General features: G+C 67.2%; 20 protein-coding genes and 1 riboswitch. Of the genes, 5 read left to right on the top strand and 15 right to left on the bottom strand.

The window, feature by feature from the left end; all coding sequences use genetic code 11:
* Window positions 1-56 precede the first annotated feature (56 nt).
* From ACFW3F_RS15155 to ACFW3F_RS15135, 5 genes are read right to left on the bottom strand one after another with little or no spacing between them, the layout of a single operon-like run.
* The gene (locus ACFW3F_RS15155; protein ID WP_388058672.1) at window positions 57-368 is read right to left on the bottom strand and encodes a PE family protein; all 312 of its coding nucleotides are present in this window, start codon (window positions 366-368) and stop codon (window positions 57-59) included.
* Complete coding sequence (locus ACFW3F_RS15150) at window positions 365-1,657, bottom strand: hypothetical protein (protein WP_388058670.1); 1,293 nt, start codon at window positions 1,655-1,657, stop codon at window positions 365-367. The genes ACFW3F_RS15155 and ACFW3F_RS15150 overlap by 4 nt, the downstream gene beginning before the upstream one ends.
* 59 nt (window positions 1,658-1,716) lie before the next feature.
* The gene (locus ACFW3F_RS15145) at window positions 1,717-2,025 is read right to left on the bottom strand and encodes a type VII secretion target (RefSeq protein ID WP_014927795.1); all 309 of its coding nucleotides are present in this window, start codon (window positions 2,023-2,025) and stop codon (window positions 1,717-1,719) included.
* A 58-nt stretch (window positions 2,026-2,083) separates the two neighbouring features.
* A complete protein-coding gene (locus ACFW3F_RS15140; protein WP_388058668.1) occupies window positions 2,084-2,395 on the bottom strand; it encodes a YbaB/EbfC family nucleoid-associated protein in 312 nt (103 codons plus the stop codon).
* 8 nt (window positions 2,396-2,403) lie between these two features.
* A complete protein-coding gene (locus ACFW3F_RS15135) occupies window positions 2,404-2,784 on the bottom strand; it encodes a hypothetical protein (protein WP_388058666.1) in 381 nt (126 codons plus the stop codon).
* A 370-nt stretch (window positions 2,785-3,154) separates the two neighbouring features.
* Between ACFW3F_RS15135 and ACFW3F_RS15130 the strand changes: the two genes are divergently transcribed.
* Entirely contained in the window at window positions 3,155-4,831 is a 1,677-nt protein-coding gene (locus tag ACFW3F_RS15130; RefSeq protein WP_388058664.1) for an AAA family ATPase, read from the top strand.
* A 23-nt stretch (window positions 4,832-4,854) separates the two neighbouring features.
* Here the strand turns inward: ACFW3F_RS15130 and ACFW3F_RS15125 are convergent, their stop codons facing one another.
* Window positions 4,855-5,481, bottom strand: coding sequence for a DedA family protein (locus ACFW3F_RS15125; protein WP_388058662.1), 627 nt, complete (start codon window positions 5,479-5,481; stop codon window positions 4,855-4,857).
* A gap of 264 nt (window positions 5,482-5,745) precedes the next feature.
* Here ACFW3F_RS15125 and ACFW3F_RS15120 point away from each other — a divergent pair, with 264 nt between their 5' ends.
* From ACFW3F_RS15120 to ACFW3F_RS15110, 3 genes are all read left to right on the top strand, one after another.
* Window positions 5,746-6,822: an alpha/beta fold hydrolase gene (locus ACFW3F_RS15120; protein ID WP_388058660.1), complete on the top strand. Its 1,077-nt coding sequence runs from the start codon at window positions 5,746-5,748 to the stop codon at window positions 6,820-6,822.
* Between the two features lie 34 nt (window positions 6,823-6,856).
* Window positions 6,857-7,399: a hypothetical protein gene (locus tag ACFW3F_RS15115; protein WP_388058658.1), complete on the top strand. Its 543-nt coding sequence runs from the start codon at window positions 6,857-6,859 to the stop codon at window positions 7,397-7,399.
* Between the two features lie 72 nt (window positions 7,400-7,471).
* Entirely contained in the window at window positions 7,472-8,152 is a 681-nt protein-coding gene (locus tag ACFW3F_RS15110; RefSeq protein WP_388058656.1) for a TM2 domain-containing protein, read from the top strand.
* A 183-nt stretch (window positions 8,153-8,335) separates the two neighbouring features.
* Here ACFW3F_RS15110 and truA read toward each other — a convergent pair whose 3' ends face one another.
* The 8 genes from truA to infA form a co-directional block, all read right to left on the bottom strand.
* Entirely contained in the window at window positions 8,336-9,274 is a 939-nt protein-coding gene (gene truA / locus ACFW3F_RS15105) for a tRNA pseudouridine(38-40) synthase TruA (RefSeq protein ID WP_388058654.1), read from the bottom strand.
* Window positions 9,231-9,857, bottom strand: coding sequence for a 50S ribosomal protein L17 (gene rplQ, locus ACFW3F_RS15100; RefSeq protein ID WP_388058652.1), 627 nt, complete (start codon window positions 9,855-9,857; stop codon window positions 9,231-9,233). The genes truA and rplQ overlap by 44 nt, the downstream gene beginning before the upstream one ends.
* Window positions 9,858-9,939: 82 nt before the next feature.
* Window positions 9,940-10,992, bottom strand: a complete 1,053-nt coding sequence (locus tag ACFW3F_RS15095; protein WP_004023534.1) for a DNA-directed RNA polymerase subunit alpha — start codon at window positions 10,990-10,992, stop codon at window positions 9,940-9,942.
* A gap of 82 nt (window positions 10,993-11,074) precedes the next feature.
* Entirely contained in the window at window positions 11,075-11,680 is a 606-nt protein-coding gene (gene rpsD / locus ACFW3F_RS15090; RefSeq protein ID WP_086534445.1) for a 30S ribosomal protein S4, read from the bottom strand.
* Between the two features lie 24 nt (window positions 11,681-11,704).
* Window positions 11,705-12,112 carry a 30S ribosomal protein S11 gene (gene rpsK, locus ACFW3F_RS15085; protein ID WP_004023536.1) on the bottom strand — a complete coding sequence of 136 codons (408 nt, stop codon included), beginning with the start codon at window positions 12,110-12,112 and terminating at the stop codon, window positions 11,705-11,707.
* Window positions 12,112-12,480, bottom strand: a complete 369-nt coding sequence (rpsM, locus tag ACFW3F_RS15080) for a 30S ribosomal protein S13 (protein WP_004023537.1) — start codon at window positions 12,478-12,480, stop codon at window positions 12,112-12,114. Before rpsM ends, rpsK begins: the two co-directional genes overlap by 1 nt.
* Window positions 12,481-12,691: 211 nt before the next feature.
* A complete protein-coding gene (rpmJ, locus tag ACFW3F_RS15075) occupies window positions 12,692-12,805 on the bottom strand; it encodes a 50S ribosomal protein L36 (RefSeq protein WP_005207978.1) in 114 nt (37 codons plus the stop codon).
* Between the two features lie 117 nt (window positions 12,806-12,922).
* Window positions 12,923-13,144 (bottom strand): translation initiation factor IF-1, encoded by a 222-nt coding sequence (gene infA, locus ACFW3F_RS15070; RefSeq protein WP_004023539.1) that lies wholly within the window; start codon window positions 13,142-13,144, stop codon window positions 12,923-12,925.
* 536 nt (window positions 13,145-13,680) lie between these two features.
* Window positions 13,681-13,892, top strand: a riboswitch (cobalamin riboswitch).
* 144 nt (window positions 13,893-14,036) lie between these two features.
* On the opposite strand from infA, the gene metE reads away from it, so the two are divergent.
* On the top strand, window positions 14,037-16,331 hold the full coding sequence (metE, locus tag ACFW3F_RS15065; protein ID WP_388058650.1) for a 5-methyltetrahydropteroyltriglutamate--homocysteine S-methyltransferase: 2,295 nt from the start codon (window positions 14,037-14,039) through the stop codon (window positions 16,329-16,331).
* 128 nt (window positions 16,332-16,459) lie between these two features.
* On the opposite strand, the gene ACFW3F_RS15060 is transcribed toward metE, so the two are convergent.
* The gene (locus ACFW3F_RS15060) at window positions 16,460-19,852 is read right to left on the bottom strand and encodes a pyruvate carboxylase (RefSeq protein WP_388058648.1); all 3,393 of its coding nucleotides are present in this window, start codon (window positions 19,850-19,852) and stop codon (window positions 16,460-16,462) included.
* Window positions 19,853-19,885: the final 33 nt, after the last annotated feature.

The following is a 19,885-nucleotide window of genomic DNA, read 5'->3' as shown; positions in this document are numbered from 1 at the left end:
GGATTGTCGATGCGTGGGCTGAGTGACGTCGGGGCGCAGGATTTTCGCGAGGTCCCCTACAGCGCTACCCGGAAGGCGTCCGACGCCTCGGCGTCGCCCTCGATGAAACCGGCGGCCTGTGCGCGCAGCACGGCGGCGATCTTCCGCATCTCGAGAACGCCGCCGGCAGTGTCCTTCTCGAACTTCTCGGCGACCGTTGTGAAACTCGCGGCGGCGGCCGTCGACACTTCGTCGCGACCCTGGGCCGCCACCGGCAGCGCGCGGCCGGTGGTGGTGAGCGCGAGTTCCAGCCGATCCGCGATCCTGTCGAGGTCGCTTGCCGCCGAGAGCAGTTCAGCGGGTTCGACGCGGAGTTGCGAATTGCTCATACTTCCTCGTTTCGTTGTGGACCGGGCACACCCAGTCGCAGTTCGATGTCTGGGCTCGGATCGGTTTCGGCGGCTTCTTCGTGTCCGATGACCGCCGGAGCGACCTCGGGTGAATCACCGACCACACGACGGCCGTTGTCCTCGGTGACGAGATAGTCGGGTACGGCGTGCTGATCGTCCGACGCGCCCGCGCCCCGGGCACCGGCCGCGCCCATCGGGGCACCACCCATCGGAGCGCCACCCATCGGCATCGCGGCAGGCGTCGTCATAGCCCGCGCGCTCCCCGGCCCACCGAGGGAGGGCTCGCCGAGGGCGAAATTCGTCGGGACGGTCGGACGAGAAGCGCTGAGCGGGGTCGCGATCCCGCCCACGCCCCCGATTCCGCCGCCACCACCGCCGCCGCCACCGCCACCACCGCCACCACCCGCGCCCTTCGACTTCGGCGACAGCGCAGCGGGGATGACGGCGGGAGACGCGTGGTCGACGTTCATCATCTTGCTGATCGGTTGCATCAGGGTGGTCGGCAGTTCGGTCGCCGTGGACATGGCCGGTGACACCACATCGAGGATCGAGCTGGCGAGCGTGAAGGGCGACTGTCCGGCGCCTGCGGTGGGTGCACCGGTGACCGCGACCGGCGCCCCGTTCACCGCCATCGCCGTCGTCGGGGCGAGTAGCTCCGCCCGCGTCACGGCGACCGCGGCGGTCGCCTGCGACAGCCCCATGGATGCGAACCCGCCCGCCAAGCTGAGTCCGAGGCCGATGGCCGGCGACGTGATGAGGGGCACCGCGCCCATGATCTTCGCGACCGTTGCCGCGATGATCCCCTGCACGACGGCGAGCCCCTTGCCGACGATCGCGGCGGCCGTCTTGGTGTCCAGCGAGATTCCCGAACTCTGCGTGGCGAGAGCCGTACTGTTGGCTCCTGCCTCGGCGGTCTTGGCCCCGGCACTCACCGCACCCTGGCCGGTCCACAACTGATCGGCGAGCTTGAGCGCGCTCTGTCCCATGGTCATCGACGTCTCGAGCACCTTGGTGAGGCTCTCGAAGATGATCGTCGGATCGAACCCCCCGCCGGAGAGATCACCGGTGCCGAATCCGCCCAGCAGATCCGTCATCGGCTTGATGAACATGTCGAGATTCGGTGGCTGGAGCGGAGGCAGTCCCGGCATCGGCGGAAGCGGCGGTAGGACGGGGAGCGGAGGCAGCCCCATCCCGCCGAGCACGTCGGTGACGGTTCGGTCGAGGATCGGCCCAAGGGGTGTCGCCTCGATCATCTGCTGCACCGTCATGTGATTGAGGGCAGGCACATCCGGGACGCCCGGGAGTGCCGGCAGCGGGGGCGGGACCGTCACAGCACCGAACGGATGGCCGCGGCGCTCGATGCGTCGGTGCCCTCGAATTCGGCGAGCCCCGCCGCGGTCGACGCAGCGGTGGCGGCGTGGACGGCCGCCAGCTGCCCCACCGACATGAGGTGGCTGGCCTGAGCCGCGATGAAAGCGGCGAGGAACTCCTGGCCGATGAGGCCGAAGACGGGGACCATCGCCGCGGTGTTGGCCGCGGCGTCGATCGACCCTGCGGTGCCGACAGCAGTGGCCATCGCGGCATTCGTGGCGGCAAAGCCCTCGAGCACCTCTGGCGTCACCTTGACGTTCGTCATTCTCGAACCCCCTCGTGGTTGTCAGTCTGATGGATCGATTTCGTATCAGCCGGGTCCGTCATTCGGCCGGACGAGCGGCCAGCATGTCGCCGAATGACTCGTTGAATTCCTCGGTCACCGCGGCGATCCGGGCATAGACCTTCTGCGCGGCCACAGCGGCGGTCGTCACGATCTGGTCGGCAAGGCGACTCGCGCCGAGTTCATTGGCTCCGTAACCGAGTTGCAGGTCGATGAGCGCACCCTTGCCATCCACCTCGGCAGTGACCAGTCCGTCAGATGACGTCTCCCGGACCGAGATCGCGCTCAACCTCTCCTGGAAGTCGTGCAGGCCGTCGAGCTGCCGCTGTGCGCGGGCTTCGAGTTCATCCATTCCCCACGTCATCGCTGCAACCACGACGCGGGTGCATCGGCTTCCTCGTCGTCGCGCCACTCCGCTCGCGCGAGATCGTCCGGGCGGGGCAGCTGCATCTCCTGCACGAGGTCTCGGTCGACACCGGCGGCGAGAAGGTTCTCCCGGAGGCGGATACCCGCGGACATCGCCGCCTGCTGGCAGAGTCGGAGGATGTCCGCCGCGAGCAACGCCGGGTCTTTGTCGAGTTCGGACGACTCGATGCGAACCGCCACGGGCAGACCCTGGGCGGTGGTCCGGACGCCGAGTCCGCCGGATCGGGATCGGGCCGTCGTGAACTCGTGTATCGCCGCCCACGGGTCGTCGGAGACACCGTCGACGGAATCCCGAGGATCGTCGGAGTAGGTCATGGAAATCTGCACCCCCTTCACGCCGAATATGACGCAGCCGGGGTACCTTTCGGTTCCATCGAATTTTCGTTCGACGGAACCGGACCTCCCACATACGGTTCCGTGAGGAACCACGCACCCCGCTGCGCACATGTGTGAGTGCCTGATACTGCCATACTCGCCTGAACGCCACCACACCAGCGATACGGGATGCCAAACCTGTACAGGGAGTCGGCTCTGTGGATGTCGTCCGGACCGGGCCGATGGTCTTCGGTAGACTCCCGCACGACGCAGCCGGGGTTGATCGACAAAACGGGGTGGATCGCTGCACGCCTCGCCGAACTCGCAGCACCGCGATCGGCGCCCGGCCGCTTGACCAGAGGATTCCCCGATGACGTACGAGAACCCAACCAGGCCCGAGGGAGCTGGGCCCGACGGCCCGGGTGCCGACGCGCCGGCGCCGCCGCCCTGGCTGCAGTTCGCGCCGCCGACTTTCGATCCCGAGCCGCCGCCTCAGCCGGCCCCTCGTCCGAATGACAGCGGATCGCCGGTCGGCGAGCCGATGCCCCCGAGGCCCGAGGTCGAGACCGATCCGGCGCCGCCCCTGTCGGATCAACCGGTCTCCGGGTGGCCGCCCGCCGACCCATTCGGCGGTACCGCCTCTCCCGGAGCCGCGCCGCCCGTCGATCGGAATCTGCCCGGCGGGTCCGGTCCGCCGCCCTTCCGTCCCGAGGTCCCGCCCACCGCGAACCCGACGGCTCCCCCATGGCCGCAGCAGGTACCACCGAGTCCCAGACCGGATCAGCACAGACCGGATCAGTTCAGACCAGACCAGTTCGGGCCCGACCAGATCGCACCGGATCACATCACCGGCCCGACACCGAGGCCCGGGATGTCACCGAGCCACGGCGACCCGCACATCCCCCCACCCGGTTCACCCGCGCCGACTCCCCATGGCGGAACCCCGGGGCCGGCCCACCAAGGGATGCCGCCGACTCCGGTTGCCGGTCATCAACCCCCGCCCCAGGCAGGCCCGGTCCCGATGGGCCCCGGTCCTGCTCCGACGTTCCCAGGACAACCATTTCCCGGACAACCTGTGCACCACGGGTACGGGCCGCCGCCGGGAGGGCCGTCGCTCGATGAGGTCGCGCTCATCCGAAAGGCTCGTCGCGCGCCGAGTCGTGGGTGGCGACGCGCCGTGCACACACTGTCGGCCGGCGCCATCAATCCCGGTGAGTCGCAGGGCGACATCGAGTTCCAGCAACTGCTCGAACGGGTGAACCGGCCGGTTCGGGGGGACTACCGCATCGCCGTGTTGTCGCTGAAGGGTGGCGTGGGAAAAACGACGACCACCGTGGGTCTCGGCTCGACCTTCGCGTCATTGCGCGGCGACCGCGTGATCGCCGTCGATGCCAACCCCGACCTCGGCACGCTCGCACAGCGGATTCCGCAACAGACCAGGTCGACGGTCCGCGACCTGCTCGCCGACGAGAACGTCTACCGATACTCTGACGTCCGGGCACACACCTCGCAGGCCCCGAGCCGTCTCGAAGTTCTTGCCTCCGAACGAGATCCGGCAATGGCCGAGGCGTTCAACGAGGAGGAGTACCGCGGCGTCATCACCGTGCTGCAGCGCTTCTACAACATCATCATCACCGACTGCGGTACCGGCCTGAGTCACTCGGCGATGAACGGCGTCCTCGACCTCGCGAACACGATCATCCTCGTCAGCTCACCGGCTCTCGACGGTGCCCGCAGTGCCGGAGCAACCCTCGACTGGCTGGAGGCGCACGGGTTCGGGCACCTCGTGTCGCGTGCCGTCGTCGTCCTGAGTTCGTCGCGACCAGGGTCGTCGACCATCGACACCGACCAACTGGGCCAGCACTTTCTCACCCGATGCCGCGCCGTGCACAAGATCCCGTTCGACGATCATCTCGCCGAGGGCGCAGATGTCGATCTGGAATTGATGTCGAAGCCCACGAAGCGGTCGTTCGTCGAGCTCGCGACCACCATCGCCGACGATTTCTCGGGTGGGCCCGGACATCGCGAGGAGCCTTTCCTGCGATGACCCGGACCTGACCCTCGGCAGTCTCAGGACGCTTCGGCGCGCCGATCCCGTCGCGCGATCCGCCAGCGCCGCGCCAGGTGGATGAACGTGGGCACGACGATGGTGAGTACCGAGGCGATGATGAAGATCTCGATGTTGTCGCGGATGATCGGGACGTTGCCGAGGAAATAGCCGAGCAGGATGATCCCGGCGGCCCACGTGAAGCTGCCCAGGACGCTGAAGAGGGTGAACGTCCGGTGGGACATCCCGCTGAAGCCTGCGACCAGCGGGGTCAGCGTGCGGACGATCCCGATGAACCTGCCGAAGAACACGGTGAGCGGCCCGAAACGGTCGAAGTAGTGGTTCGTCTTCGCGAGGTACTCCGGCCCGATGGTCCGCATCAGCTTGCCCTCGACCACGCTGCGACCCACGCGCCGGCCGATGAAGTAGCCGCACTGGTCGCCGATGATCGCCGCCAGCGGTACCGCAATACACAGGAGCCACAGCGGAGCGAAGGGATCGGGCTGCGCGGCGAACACGCCTGCGGTGAAGAGCACCGAGTCGCCGGGGAAGATGAACCCGACCAGGATGCCGGTTTCCACGAAGATCAGCACGCAGAGGCCGATGAGGCCGCCGGTGGCCACGAAGGACTCGATGTCGAAGGGATTCATCGAATCCAACAGTAGTTGCGCGGACGGCCGTTCGGAGCCCTGTCACGTCGCGACGTGCAAGGCGTCGGCAAGCATTCAGTTCCCCGTAACCCCCGGTCATCGACACCGCGTCAGGCCCCGACGCGCACGACCGCCGGGGATGCGGTTTACTCGGTCTCTGAGGCGTACTCGGTCTCTCAGGCTTACACGGGCCGTTGCCACATAACGGTCCGTCGCCGATGACGCGAGCCGACACACGTACGAGCGACACCGAGGGGAGAGACAGTGCCCACCAAGCACCTCGATCCGTCCCCCGGCACGTCGTCCGGCCCCACGCTGCGCCCGGTGTCCGACACCGACGTCCGCACCGAGTACCACACCATTCACGGTTACCGCCGCGCCTACCGGATCGCGGGCACCGGTCCTGCCCTGCTGCTCATCCACGGGATCGGCGACAACTCGTCGACGTGGGACGAGGTCATCCCCATCCTCGCGCAGCACTACACCGTCATCGCACCGGATCTGCTCGGGCACGGGAACTCCGACAAGCCCCGCGCCGACTATTCGGTGCCTGCGTTCGCCAACGGCATGCGCGACCTTCTCGTCGTCCTGGGGATCAGCAAGGTGACTGTCGTCGGCCACTCGCTCGGTGGCGGCGTGGCGATGCAGTTCTGCTACCAGTTCCCGCGGTTCGTCGAACGCCTCGTGCTGGTCGCCGCCGGCGGCGTGACCCGCGACGTCAATCCGGCCCTGCGCCTGTTCTCACTGCCGGTTGTTCCGCAGGCCCTGTCGGTACTTCGTGTCCCCGGTGTCGTCCCGGGACTCACGGCGCTCGCGCGAGCGATCGTCGCCGCGCCGCTGCCGCCGCTGTTCCCGTCCTCGGCGACGCCCGAACACCTGCTGGCCGACCACGAAGACCTCATGCGCGTGCTCGGCGGGCTCGCCGACCCCACCGCTTCGGCAGCTTTCCTCCGGACCCTGCGCGCCGTCGTCGACTGGCGCGGGCAGTCCGTCACGATGCTCGACCGCTGCTACCTCACTGAACGCCTGCCGGTCCTGCTCGTATGGGGCGACCGGGACATCGTGATCCCCCACCACCACGGCGAGCTCGCACATTCGGCGATCCCGCACTCCGAGTTCGAGACCTTCTCGGGGTCAGGCCATTTCCCGTTCCACGACGATCCCGAGCGCTTCTGCCGGATCGTCATCGACTTCATCTCGCGCCACGCACCGGTCGAGTTCGACCCCCTCAACTGGCGGCATCTCATGTCCGAGGGTGCCCATCCGGAACATTTCGTCGGGGACGACGACACCGTCGACGAGGTGCTCGAGGCCTTCGAAGACGAGCGCAACGCCACCTGACCCGAAAGACACTCGCGTATGCCACCATTGCTGGATGACCTACCCGGGTAGTGGCGATCACGGCACACGTCCGTTGCCGCATCAGCCGAATGCGTACGACTCCAGTCCTGGTTTCGTGCCGGCGCCCGCCGACTACCCGAATCCGACCCAATTCCCGAGCCCCGGTGCGGCACCCGCATACGGTGGCCCGTATTACGACGCGGGGGCGGCCGCGCTGCCCGAGACGCCACTCGTGGTCATCGGCGACATCACCTGCACGCAGCACTACGTGATCACACCGTCGGGCACGTTTCCACTCGCCGGTTCGCAGTGGGAGGTCACCGACATGTCGGTGTCGACCGAACAGATGTCACAGACGGGCCTCGTCCTGGCGCTGGTCGGCTTCTTTCTGGTCTGCTTTCTGAGTCTGCTGTTCTTGCTGATGAAAGAACGGCGCACGACGGGCCACATCCAGGTGAGAGTCCGGGGCGCAGGGGGCACGATGCACGTCACCAACATCCCGGCGACATCGGCCTGGGTGATGAGCGACGTGTCCGGCCGCGTGCACTACGCGCGCCAGCTGGCCGCCGTCGCATGAGCCGAGTCGCCTGACCGCCCGCCCCTTCGACCCGCAACGCCGTTCGACCCACGTCACGAGGAGGATCACCCGATGACCACGCCAGACAGTCCGGACAACAAGCCCAACGACCCGTTCGTGAAGCAGCCCCCGCCGGCCGATGCGACGCCGGCCTACGGCACCGACCCCGCGCAGCAGCCGGGAAGTCCGGACTTCGGAACGGCTGGGACGTCCCAGCCCGGCTTCGACAATCCCCAGTACGGCGACCAGCAGTACGGGACAGCCCAGCAGTACGGCGACCAGCAATACGGGACACCCCAGCAGTACGGCGACCAGCAACAATACGGGGCACCGCAGCAGTACGGGGGCCAGCAACAATACGGGGCACCGCAGCAGTTCGGTGCGGCCCAGCCCTACGGGGCGCCGCAAGGCGGATATCCCGCGGCTCCCGGCTACGGTTACGGCGGCGCACCCGACCCCACCGCGCCGTATGGCCGCGACCCGGCAACCGGCGAGCCGCTGTCCGACAAGTCCAAGCTCGTCGCCGGTCTGCTGCAGATCTTTCTCGGGAGCCTCGGCGTCGGCCGCTTCTACATCGGCGACAACACCACCGGCGCGATCCAGCTCGGCCTGACCATCCTCGGTTACATCACCGCGATCTTCCTGGTCGGGTTCATCATCATCTTCGGCGTCGCCATCTGGGCCCTCGTCGACGGCATCATGATGCTGACCGGCAGCGTGCGGGACAAGAACGGGCTCAAGCTCGGCAACTGAGACCGATCGGCAGACCCCGGGGATGTGTCCCCGGGGTCTCGTTGTATCGCAACCACTTCGGCACGATCGGCCCTGTCCTACATATGGCCACTGAGAACCACCCCTGAGACAGTCACCGTCGACATATGGGCGCCGGTGGCCGCCTCGAGGGCGGTTATCAGAGACTCGCCATGCGGCGGGCGATCAACCGCCGCAGCAACCGGTCGACCCGCGCACGTCGCGGGTCACCGTGTTGCGTGCGGCGAGCTCGTCGTCGGCGGGATAGTCGACGCCGACCAGACACAGCCCTCGAGCCTGCGCCACGGGCACTTCGCTGCTGCGCTCTCGCTCCTCGAGAAGCCCACGGCACCAGTCGATGTCGCGCCGTCCGTCGCCGACACTGGCGACCGCGCCGACCAGCGAACGCACCATAGACCAGCAGAACGCGTCTGCACTGACCTCACCGACGAGAACACCGGTGTCGTCGCGGGACCACGAGAAGCGCTGCAGTTCGCGGATGGTCGTCGCACCTTCTCGGCGGCGACAGAACGCCGCGAAGTCGTTGAGCCCCAGCAGCTCCGCCGACGCCGCGTTCATCGCGTCGACGTCGAGAGGTCGGCGCCACGTCGCAGTCGTCCGTGCCTCCACCGGCTCGGCACCCCACCGCACATCGGTCATGCGGTAGCGGTAGTGACGGCGCAGCGCCGAGAACCGGGCATCGAAATCTCTCGGGACCATGCGGGCCGCCGTCACCCGCACGTCGTCGGGACACATCTTCGCCAGGCGTCCGACCAGCGTCGACGGGTCGCCGCCGATCGAGCGGGTCGCCAGTGCCGACCGCGGGACGTCGGCATGTGCGACCTGCCCAGTCGCGTGCACACCGGCATCGGTGCGGCCCGCCACGGTCAGCCGCACCGGCGCACGCAGCACCGTCGACAACCGGGTCTCGAGTTCCTCGCAGACGCTGCGCTGACCGATCTGCCGTGCCCACCCGGCGAAGTCGGTTCCGTCGTAGGAGACGTCGAGGCGGAGACGACAGAACCCGTCGGCACCGGGATCCGGGCCGACGGGTTCGGTCTGCACTTCTCGACTCAGTCGACTACTTCTTGTCGCCGTCGACGTCTGCTCCGGCTGCCTCGGCATCGGGAGCGGTCGCCGCGGTGGACTCGTCGTCGACGGCCTCGGCCACGGCCTCGGCGTTGGCGACCTCGGCATCGGTGGCGTCGGCCTCGACGGCCTCCACCACGTTGTCCGAGCCTGCGTCCGAATCGGTATCGGCGACAACCTCTTCGGTGGCGTCGAGCTTGTCCTCGGCGGCCTTCTTGGAGGCGGCGACGCGGGTCGCGCGGCTTGCCTCGCTCGACGCGGTGGACTCGCGCACCAACTCGATCACGGCCATCGGGGCGTTGTCACCCTTGCGCGGCAGCGTCTTGATGATGCGGGTGTAGCCACCGGGACGATCGGCGAACGACGGGCCGATCTCGTCGAACAGCACGTGGACGATGTCCTTGTCACGGATGTCCTTCAGCACCTCACGACGGTTGGCCAGCTTGCCGGCCTTGGCGTGGGTGATGATCTTCTCCGCGTACGGACGCAGGCGCTTGGCCTTGGCTTCCGTGGTGGTGATGCGGCCGTGCTCGAAGAGCGAGGTGGCGAGATTCGCCAGCATCGCCTTCTGGTGGCTGGCCGACCCGCCGAGGCGGGCACCCTTGGTGGGCTTGGGCATTGTCTTCTCCTAGGAGGACTCCACATCACGCGATGCGGAAGTCAGGGTTTGGGCAGTGACAGCTACCGCCGCGTCGAAGCGACTACAGCTGCTCGGTCTCCGCGAAATCCTCACCGGAATCGGCGTCGAAGGACGCGTCTTCCGACCACGTGCCGGTGGCCGGGTCGTAACCCGCGACCTGCGACGGATCGAAGCTGGCCGGGCTGTCCTTGAGGGACAGACCGAGCGCGTGCAGCTTGACCTTGACCTCGTCGATCGACTTCTGTCCGAAGTTACGGATGTCGAGCAGATCCGACTCGGTCCGGGCAACGAGCTCGCCGACGGTGTGCACACCCTCGCGCTTGAGGCAGTTGTAGGAACGAACGGTCAGCTCGAGATCCTCGATCGGCAGGCTGAACGACGCGATGTGGTCGGCCTCGGCCGGCGACGGCCCGATCTCGATGCCCTCGGCCTCGACGTTGAGCTCCCGGGCGAGCCCGAACAGCTCCACCAGGGTCTTGCCCGCCGACGCCAGCGCGTCACGCGCACTGATCGAGTTCTTGGTCTCCACATCGAGCACCAGACGATCGAAGTCGGTGCGCTGCTCGACACGAGTGGCCTCGACCTTGTAAGTCACCTTGAGCACCGGCGAGTAGATCGAGTCGACCGGGATGCGGCCGATCTCGGCACCCGACGCCTTGTTCTGCACGGCCGGCACGTAGCCGCGGCCCCGCTCGACGACGAGCTCGATCTCGAGCTTGCCCTTGTCGTTCAGGGTGGCGATGTGCAGATCAGGGTTGTGCACGGTGACACCGGCCGGGGGCACGATGTCGGCACCGGTGACGGTGCCCGGACCCTGCTTGCGCACGTACATGGTGACCGGCTCGTCCTCATCCGAGCTGACCACGAGGCCCTTGAGGTTCAGGATGATGTCGGTGACGTCTTCCTTGACCCCGGCCACGGTGGTGAACTCGTGGAGGACACCGTCGATACGGATGCTGGTGATGGCTGCACCCGGGATCGAGCTGAGCAGGGTACGCCGCAGCGAGTTGCCGAGGGTGTAACCGAAGCCCGGCTCGAGCGGCTCGATGACGAACTTCGAACGGTCCTCGGCAAGCACTTCCTCGGTGAGGGTGGGTCGCTGTGAGATGAGCATTTCTTGGATCTCTCCTTTGGCCGACCGCTATATGACGGCCTCGAGGGTGAACCGAACAGCTGATGCTGTCGGGCGGTGTGTCTTACTTCGAGTAGAACTCGACGATGAGCTGCTCGGTCAGCGGGACATCGATCTGGGCACGCTCGGGCACGCTGTGCACGAGGATGCGCAGGGTCGAGGGCACGACCTGCAGCCAACCCGGGACCGGACGATCGCCGACGAGCTCCTTGGCGATCTGGAACGGGACGGTCTGCAGCGACTTCGGGCGGACGTCGATGATGTCGTACTGGCTGACGCGGTAGCTGGGCACGTCGACCTTCACACCGTTGACGGTGAAGTGGCCGTGGCTGACCAGCTGGCGGGCCTGACGACGCGTCCGGGCGATGCCCGAGCGGTACACGACGTTGTCCAGACGGGTCTCGAGCAGCTTCAGCAGTTCGTCACCGGTCTTGCCGTTGCGACGATTCGCCTCTTCGAAGTAGCGACGGAACTGCTTCTCCATCACTCCGTAGGTGAAGCGCGCCTTCTGCTTCTCCTGCAGCTGGAGCAGGTATTCGCTCTCCTTGATCCGCGAGCGGCCGTGCTGGCCGGGCGGGTAGGGGCGACGCTCGAATGCAGCGTCTCCACCGATCAGGTCGACGCGAAGGCGACGAGACTTCTTGGTTGCGGGGCCGGTATAACGAGCCATGTTTCTCTGTTCCTCCCTTTCCCGCTAGACCCGACGCCGCTTGGGCGGACGGCAACCGTTGTGCGGCTGCGGGGTGACATCGGAAATGGTGCCGACTTCGAGGCCGGCTGCCTGCAGGGAGCGGATGGCGGTCTCGCGACCCGAACCCGGTCCCTTGACGAACACGTCGACCTTCTTGACGCCGTGCTCCTGGGCCTTGCGCGCAGCGTTCTCGGCCGCGAGCTGAGCCGCGAACGGGGTGCTCTTGCGCGAGCCCTTGAAACCGACGTGGCCCGACGACGCCCAGCTGATGATGTTTCCGCTGGGGTCGCTGATCGACACGATGGTGTTGTTGAACGTCGACTTGATGTGTGCGTGGCCGTGCGGGACGTTCTTCTTATCGCGACGGCGGGTGCCCTTCTTGGGGCCTGCGCTACGTGACTTCGGAGGCATTACTTCTTCTTCCCGGCGATGGTCTTCTTCGGGCCCTTGCGAGTGCGGGCATTGGTCTTGGTGCGCTGTCCACGAACGGGCAGGCCACGACGGTGGCGCAGACCCTGGTAGCAGCCGATCTCGATCTTGCGACGGATATCGGCCTGCACCTCGCGACGCAGGTCACCCTCGACCTTCACCGAGGCTTCGATGTACTCACGCAGCTTCGAGACGTCTGCGTCGGTGAGATCCTTGGCTCGCAGGTCGGGGCTCAGGCCCGTTCCCTCGAGGATCTCCTTGGAGGTGGTACGCCCAACTCCGTAGATGTAGGTCAGTGCGATCTCCAGCCGCTTCTCGCGGGGGAGATCCACACCAGCAACACGTGCCATGTGGCGGATTTCCTTTTCGATTTCTCAGAGGTCTGCTCCCAGTCCGTCCCGCGAGCTGGTGCCGAACCGTGTGTCCGGCCTCGTGGGCTCCGGCCTCTGATCCGGAGGTAGGCGGTGACGCGTCTGTCGCCGCTGGTGTTGAGAGGTCCTTGGATATTCAGTTGTCGGTCTTCAGTTGTTCTGACTCAAGCGACCCGGAGGGTGCGCGTGATCAGCCCTGACGCTGCTTGTGACGCAGGTTCTCGCAGATCACCATGACCCGACCGTTGCGGCGGATCACCTTGCACTTCTCGCAGATCGGCTTGACGCTCGGCTGAACCTTCACGTCAATCTCTCCTGCTCGGCTCGCCCGCGCGCACGCCGAAACGGCCGTACACGTGGGTGTCGGTCTCCTCCCGGACGGATGTCCGAGAAGCCTGTCCCCGGCAACGCCGGGAAAGTCCTACTTGTAGCGGTACACGATTCGCCCACGAGCCAGGTCGTAGGGCGAGAGTTCCACGACGACCCGGTCCTCGGGCAGGATGCGGATGTAGTGCTGCCGCATCTTGCCGCTGATGTGGGCGAGAACCTTGTGCCCGTTCTCCAACTCAATACGAAACATCGCATTGGGCAGGGGTTCGATCACTCGACCCTCGACCTCGATGGCCCCGTCTTTCTTCGCCATGTCCTCCGCGATTCCTGGCCGTGACCACGACATCTCGACGATGCTGCGGCCGTTGGCCGGGTTGAATCAGTGTTTGTCCGTTAGGGTGTTGGCACCGGTCCGCGAGGACCTGTACCCGGTGCGAATCAGCCGGACCCGCGTGCTGACACGCCGATGCCCGGCACGCGATGCGCACCGACGATCCATGTTACGCGAACTGCGGGAACACTCCAAATGCGTCCGGGCACCACGAGGGGCCGATGACGGCGAGGACCGATGACATGGGCACTGTCGACGAGTACTTGGCCGAACTCGACCCCGCCGACCGCGAGGTCATCCGGCACATCTACGACCTCGCCCGTGGGGCACGGTAGGGTTTCCAGCCCGACTCCCCTCCGGCCCGACACCCCTCCGTCGGACGACGCGATCCGCGCGATGATGACCTTCCGTCGCGATCAGATCGACGGCTGACCATCGCCTCGTCGCACCTCCGGTGTGGCGGCTCGGCTTTCCTGGGTTAGGGTCGACGACGCATGTGGTTCGCCGCGTCGGAGATCGTTTCGGTTCCCTTCCGCGGCGTCGAGTCGCCGGCGTCACGTCGGCGGACGAGAGGGAATCCGGTTCGAATCCGGAGCTGTCCCCGCAGCGGTATGCCGTAACGACCACCGTCATCAGCACTGGGCTCCGGCCTGGGAAGCGACGGTCAGTAGGAATCTCGATCGAGATGCGACGGCGAGCCCGAAGACCTGCCAGGTGTACCGGACGCGCCGCGTCCGGTGGCTCGCCGCCTCGAGGACTGGGCGCAGGTCGAACCGGTGATCGTCGCGCGCTCTCTGCTGCCGTGACGTGGCCCGATCGATCTCACCTGCTGGGCGGTGAACCATCCGCCCGTCAGTAGGAGAAGTCGACTCACATGTCCGACACCGTCCGCCGCGACTCCGCGGCACCGTTCACGACCACCGTTCTCGGTACCGCACGCATCGGTCCCCGGCGAGAGCTGAAGAGGGCCGTCGAAGGCTATTGGGCCGGTCGTATCGACCGCACCGAACTCACGAAGGTGGCGCAACGTCTGCGCCACGACCAGTGGGTCCAGCTCACCCAGGCCGGGCACGACTCGATCCCGGTCAACACGTTCTCGTACTACGACCAGGTGCTCGACACCTCGGTCCTGCTCAACGCGCTACCGCCCAGGTTCGCCGGCATCGACGATCCCCTCGACCGATATTTTGCAGCGGCGCGCGGCACCGCCGAGGTCACTCCGCTGGAGATGACCAAGTGGTTCGACACCAACTACCACTACCTGGTCCCGGAGATCGGCCCGTCGACCACGTTCTCGCTGAATCCCGACAAGGTGCTGGCCGAGGTTGCCGAGGCCAGGGAACTGGGTATCCCGGCCCGTCCGGTGATCGTCGGGCCGGTGACGTTCCTGGCGCTGTCCAAGGCGGTGGACGGCGCGAGCGCACCGCTCGATCGCCTCGACGAGCTGGTCCCGATCTACCGCGACCTCTTGACCCGGCTGGCCGAGGCCGGCGTCGACTGGGTCCAGCTGGACGAACCAGTCCTGGTCACCGACGCAGCCGCGGACCTGGGGCCTCGAGCCGAATCGGTGTACAACGCCCTGGGCTCGCACGACCGGCGTCCTGCCATCGCGGTGGCAACGTACTTCGGTGACGCCGGTGATCGATTGGCACACCTGGCGCGGACACCGATCGAGGCCGTCGCCGTCGACCTCGTCGAAGGCGCGGTCGAGACCGTGGCCGGCACCCCCGGTCTGGCGGACAAACTCCTGATCGCCGGCATCGTGGACGGCCGCAACGTGTGGCGCACCGACCTGGACAAGGCCGCCGCGACGCTGGCCACCGTCCTCGGGTCCGCTCGATCGGTCGCCGTGTCGACGTCGTGCTCGACCTTGCACGTCCCCTACACCCTGGACGCCGAGGACGAACTCGACACCAACCTTCGCGGCTGGCTGGCGTTCGCCGCCGAGAAATTCCGCGAGGTCTCGGTGTTGTCGTCGGCACTGCGCGAGGGCCGTGCCGCGCAGGCTGTGGCGTTCGCCGAGAGCGCGATGGCGTTGGCCAGCCGCGCCACCGACCCTCGCCTGCACAACGCCGAAGTCCGCGCGCGTCTGGACGCGGTGACCGACACCGACGCCACGCGCGGTCCGGCCGAGAGCCGTCTGTCCGCCCAGCAGGAACGCCTGGGGTTGCCACCGCTGCCGACCACCACGATCGGCTCGTACCCGCAGACCGCTGCCATCCGGCTGGCGCGAGCCGCGCTGCGGTCGGGCGAGATCGATCAGGCCGAGTACGTGAACCGGATGAAGGCGGAGATCGCCGACGTCGTGGCACTGCAGGAGTCGGTCGGCCTGGATGTGTTGGTGCACGGGGAACCCGAGCGCAATGACATGGTGCAGTACTTCGCCGAGCAGTTCGACGGCTATTTCGCCACCGCCAACGGCTGGGTACAGTCCTACGGCTCGCGGTGCGTACGCCCACCGATCCTCTACGGCGATGTCGCTCGTCCCGCGCCGATGACCGTCGACTGGATCACCTACGCCCAGACACTGACCGGCAAGCCGGTCAAGGGAATGCTGACCGGCCCGGTGACGATCCTTGCCTGGTCGTTCGTTCGCAACGACCAGCCACTGTCGACATCTGCCGATCAGATCGCACTGGCCATCCGTGACGAGACCGTCGATCTGGAAACGGCAGGGGTCGGGATCATCCAGGTCGACGAGCCGGCGCTGCGCGAGTTGCTGCCGCTACGCAACGCCGACAAGCCCGCTTACCTGCACTGGGCCGTGCGGGCATTCCGCATCGCGACCTCGGGGGTCCGCGACGACACCCAGATCCACACCCACCTGTGCTACTCGGAGTTCGGCGAGGTCATCGGTGCGATCGCCGACCTCGACGCCGACGTCACCTCGATCGAGGCGGCGCGCTCGCACATGGAAGTCCTCGACGACCTCGACGAGGCCGGCTTCCGCAACGCGGTCGGCCCGGGTGTCTACGACATCCACTCACCACGTGTGCCCGAGCAGGACGAGATCTTCACGGCCCTGTCCTCGGCGATGTCGAGCGTCGGCACCGCGCGCCTGTGGGTCAACCCGGACTGCGGACTGAAGACCCGCGGGACCCCGGAGGTGGTCGAATCGCTCACCAACATGGTTGCCGCGGCAGCGCGCCTGCGCGAGACGATCTCCTGACGATCGCGCCGAACGGGCTCGCCGATCACCGGTTCCACGACTGATCACGGCCGTCGCACTCACTGAGAGTGCGACGGCCGTGATCATCTGGGGCCACCGTCCTCATGCGGCCTCGGAGCGCCTGTGCGTCAACCGATCTCGATCAACAGGTCGCCGGGGACGACCTGGGTGACCGACTCGATGGCGACCCGCGCGACCGTGCCACCGACGGGCGCGGTGATGGTGGCCTCCATCTTCATCGCCTCGATGGTGCCGATGGCCGCGCCGGCAGCGATCTCGTCGCCGACGCCGACCGTCAGGGACACGACACCGGCGAACGGAGCACCGATGTGGCGCGGGTTGGCCCGGTCGGCCTTCTCTGCGGCGGCCACCTCGGCGTCGACCGACCGGTCACGCACCTGCACCGGCCGAAGTTGCCCGTTGAGGATGCACATGACGGTGCGCATGCCTTTGTCGTCGGGTTCGCTGATCGCTTCGAGTCCGATGAGCAGCTCCACGCCCGGTTCGAGTTCGACGCGGTGCTCCTCGCCGTAGCGCAAGCCGTAGAAGAACTGGTTCGCCGACAATCGTGAGGTGTCGCCGTAGGTGTCGTGATGGTCGCCGAACTCCTTGGTGGGGCCGGGGAAGAGGAGCCGGTTGAGAGTGTGCTGCCGCTCGCGGCCCGGTGTGTCCAGTGCTCCCGAGTCCTCGTCCGAGAGGTTCCCGGACACCGGCGCCGAATCGGCTCGGCCCTCCAGCGCGACCGTGCGTAGCGGTTCCGGCCACCCGCCGGCCGGGTCGCCGAGCTCGCCGCGCAGGAATCCGACGACCGAATCCGGGATGTCGTGGGAACGCGGATCGGCGGCGAACTCCTCGGCCGTGATCCCACTGCCCACCAGCGCCAGGGCGAGATCACCGACGACCTTCGACGACGGCGTGACCTTGATCAGCCTGCCCAACATGCGGTCGGCCGCGGCATAGGCCTGCTCGACCGCCTCGAACCGGTTGCCGAGTCCGAGTGCGATGGCCTGCTGTCGCAGGTTCGACAACTGTCCGCCAGGGATCTCGTGCGTGTAGACGCGGCCGGTCGGCGCCGGTAGTCCGGATTCGAACGGGGCATACACCTTGCGCAACGCCTCCCAGTACGGTTCGAGATCGCACACCGCCTGGAGATCGAGGCCGGTGTCGCGCTCGGAATGCGCGGCCGCGGCCACGATCGCCGACAGTGCCGGCTGGCTGGTGGTGCCGGCCAGCGCGGCACTGGCACCGTCGACCGCCGATGCGCCGGCCTGCCAGGCCGCCAGATAGGTCGCCAACTGCCCACCGGGGGTGTCGTGGGTGTGCACGTGCACCGGCAGGTCGAACTCACGGCTCAACGCCGACACCAGTGTCGTCGCAGCGGGGGCACGCAGCAGTCCCGCCATGTCCTTGACGGCCAGAATGTGTGCACCGGCGTCGACTATCTGTTCGGCCAGGCGTAGGTAGTAGTCCAGCGTGTAGAGATCCTCGGCGGGGTTCGCCAGATCACCGGTGTACGACATGGCGACCTCGGCGACCGCGGTTCCCGTCTCGCGGACCGCATCGATCGCCGGGCGCATCGCGTCGATGTTGTTGAGCGCGTCGAAGATCCGGAAGATGTCGATGCCGGTGGCGGTCGCCTCGGCGACGAACGCCGTGGTCACCTTCGACGGGTACGGGGTGTATCCGACGGTGTTCGCACCGCGCAGCAACATCTGGAGACAGATGTTGGGCACCGCGTTCCGCAACTGCGCCAGCCGGTCCCACGGGTCTTCCTTCAGAAACCGCAGCGCGACATCGTAGGTGGCGCCGCCCCAGCACTCCAGCGACAACAACTGCGGGGTCATGGCCGCCACGTACGGGGCGACCATCATCAGACCCGAGGTACGAACCCGAGTGGCCAGCAACGACTGATGCGCATCGCGGAACGTCGTGTCGGTGACACCCAGCGCCTTCGAATCGCGCAGGGCGTCGGCAAATCCCTGCGGCCCCAGGGTGAGCAGTCGCTGCCGAGACCCGTCCGGCGGCGACGCCAACGTCGCTCGGTCGAGGACCGGCAGCTTGTCTCGCGGGTACACCGTCGTCGGACGCTCACCGTGGGGTTTGTTCACCGTGACATCAGCCAGATAGGACAGGATCTTCGTGCCGCGGTCCGCCGACGATCTCGAGGTCAGCAGCCAGGGCCGGTCCTCGATGAACGAGGTCGTGACCCGCCCCTCACGGAAATCGGCATCGTCGAGCACAGCCTGCAGGAAAGGGATGTTCGTGGCCACACCACGGATGCGGAACTCGGCAACCGCACGCCGGGCGCGGCGTACCGCTGTTGCGAAGTCGCGCCCTCGACAGGTCAGTTTGACCAGCATCGAGTCGAAGTGCCCACTGACCTCGGCACCGAGGACCGCACCACCGTCCAGGCGCACCCCGGCTCCACCCGGACTGCGGTAGGCGGTGATCCGCCCGACGTCGGGCCGGAAGTCGGCGGCCGGATCCTCGGTGGTGATGCGGCACTGCAGCGCCGCACCACGAATCCGTAGCGTGTCCTGACTCAGACCGAGGTCGTCCAGGGATTCGCCTGAGGCGATACGCAATTGCGCGGCAACCAGATCGACGTCGGTGATCTCCTCGGTGACCGTGTGTTCGACCTGGATGCGCGGATTCATCTCGATGAACACATGCCGGTTCTGCTCGTCGAGCAGGAACTCGACCGTGCCGGCGCAGGTGTATCCGATGTGCCTCGCGAATGCGACTGCGTCGGAACAGATCCGTTCACGCAGTTCCGCCGAGAGGTTCGGTGCCGGCGCCAGTTCGATCACCTTCTGGTGGCGTCGCTGCACCGAGCAGTCCCGCTCGAACAGGTGGATCACGTTGCCGTGGTTGTCGGCGAGGATCTGCACCTCGATATGGCGTGGCTCGACCACCGCCTGTTCCAGGAACACCGTCGGATCGCCGAACGCCGCCTCGGCCTCCCGCGAGGCGGCCCCGATCGCATCAGCCAGTTCGGCGATCCGCCCCACCCGCCGCATACCGCGTCCGCCGCCGCCGGCCACGGCCTTCACGAACACCGGGAAGTCCATGTCACGGCCGGCACGGACCAACTCGTCGACGTCGGCCGACGGCTCCGACGACGCCAGAACCGGCAATCCCGCCGCCTTCGCCGCGGCCACGGCCGTTGCCTTGTTGCCCGTCAGCTCCAGCACGTCCGCGGACGGTCCGACGAAGGTGATCCCTGCGGCCGCGCAGGCCCGGGCCAGGCCCTGGTTCTCCGACAGGAAGCCATAGCCCGGGTAGATCGCGTCGGCGCCACAGCGTTCCGCTGCCGCGACCACCTCCTCGACCGACAGATAGGCGCGCACCGGTTGCCCTGGGTTGCCGATCTGATACGACTCGTCGGCTTTCGCCCGGTGTACGGAGTTGCGGTCCTCGTGGGGGAAGACCGCGACTGTTCGGGCACCGAGTTCGAAGGCCGCGCGGAAGGCCCGCACAGCGATCTCGCCTCGATTGGCGACCAGGACTTTCTCGAACACGTGTCTCTCTCTCGTCGGGCTGGGATGTGATGA

Origin of the sequence: Gordonia sp. NPDC058843 (assembly GCF_042743165.1) — a bacterium.
Lineage (GTDB): Bacteria > Actinomycetota > Actinomycetes > Mycobacteriales > Mycobacteriaceae > Gordonia.
Note: the sequence above shows the minus strand (reverse complement) of the source record. Positions and strands in the feature narration are given on the sequence as shown.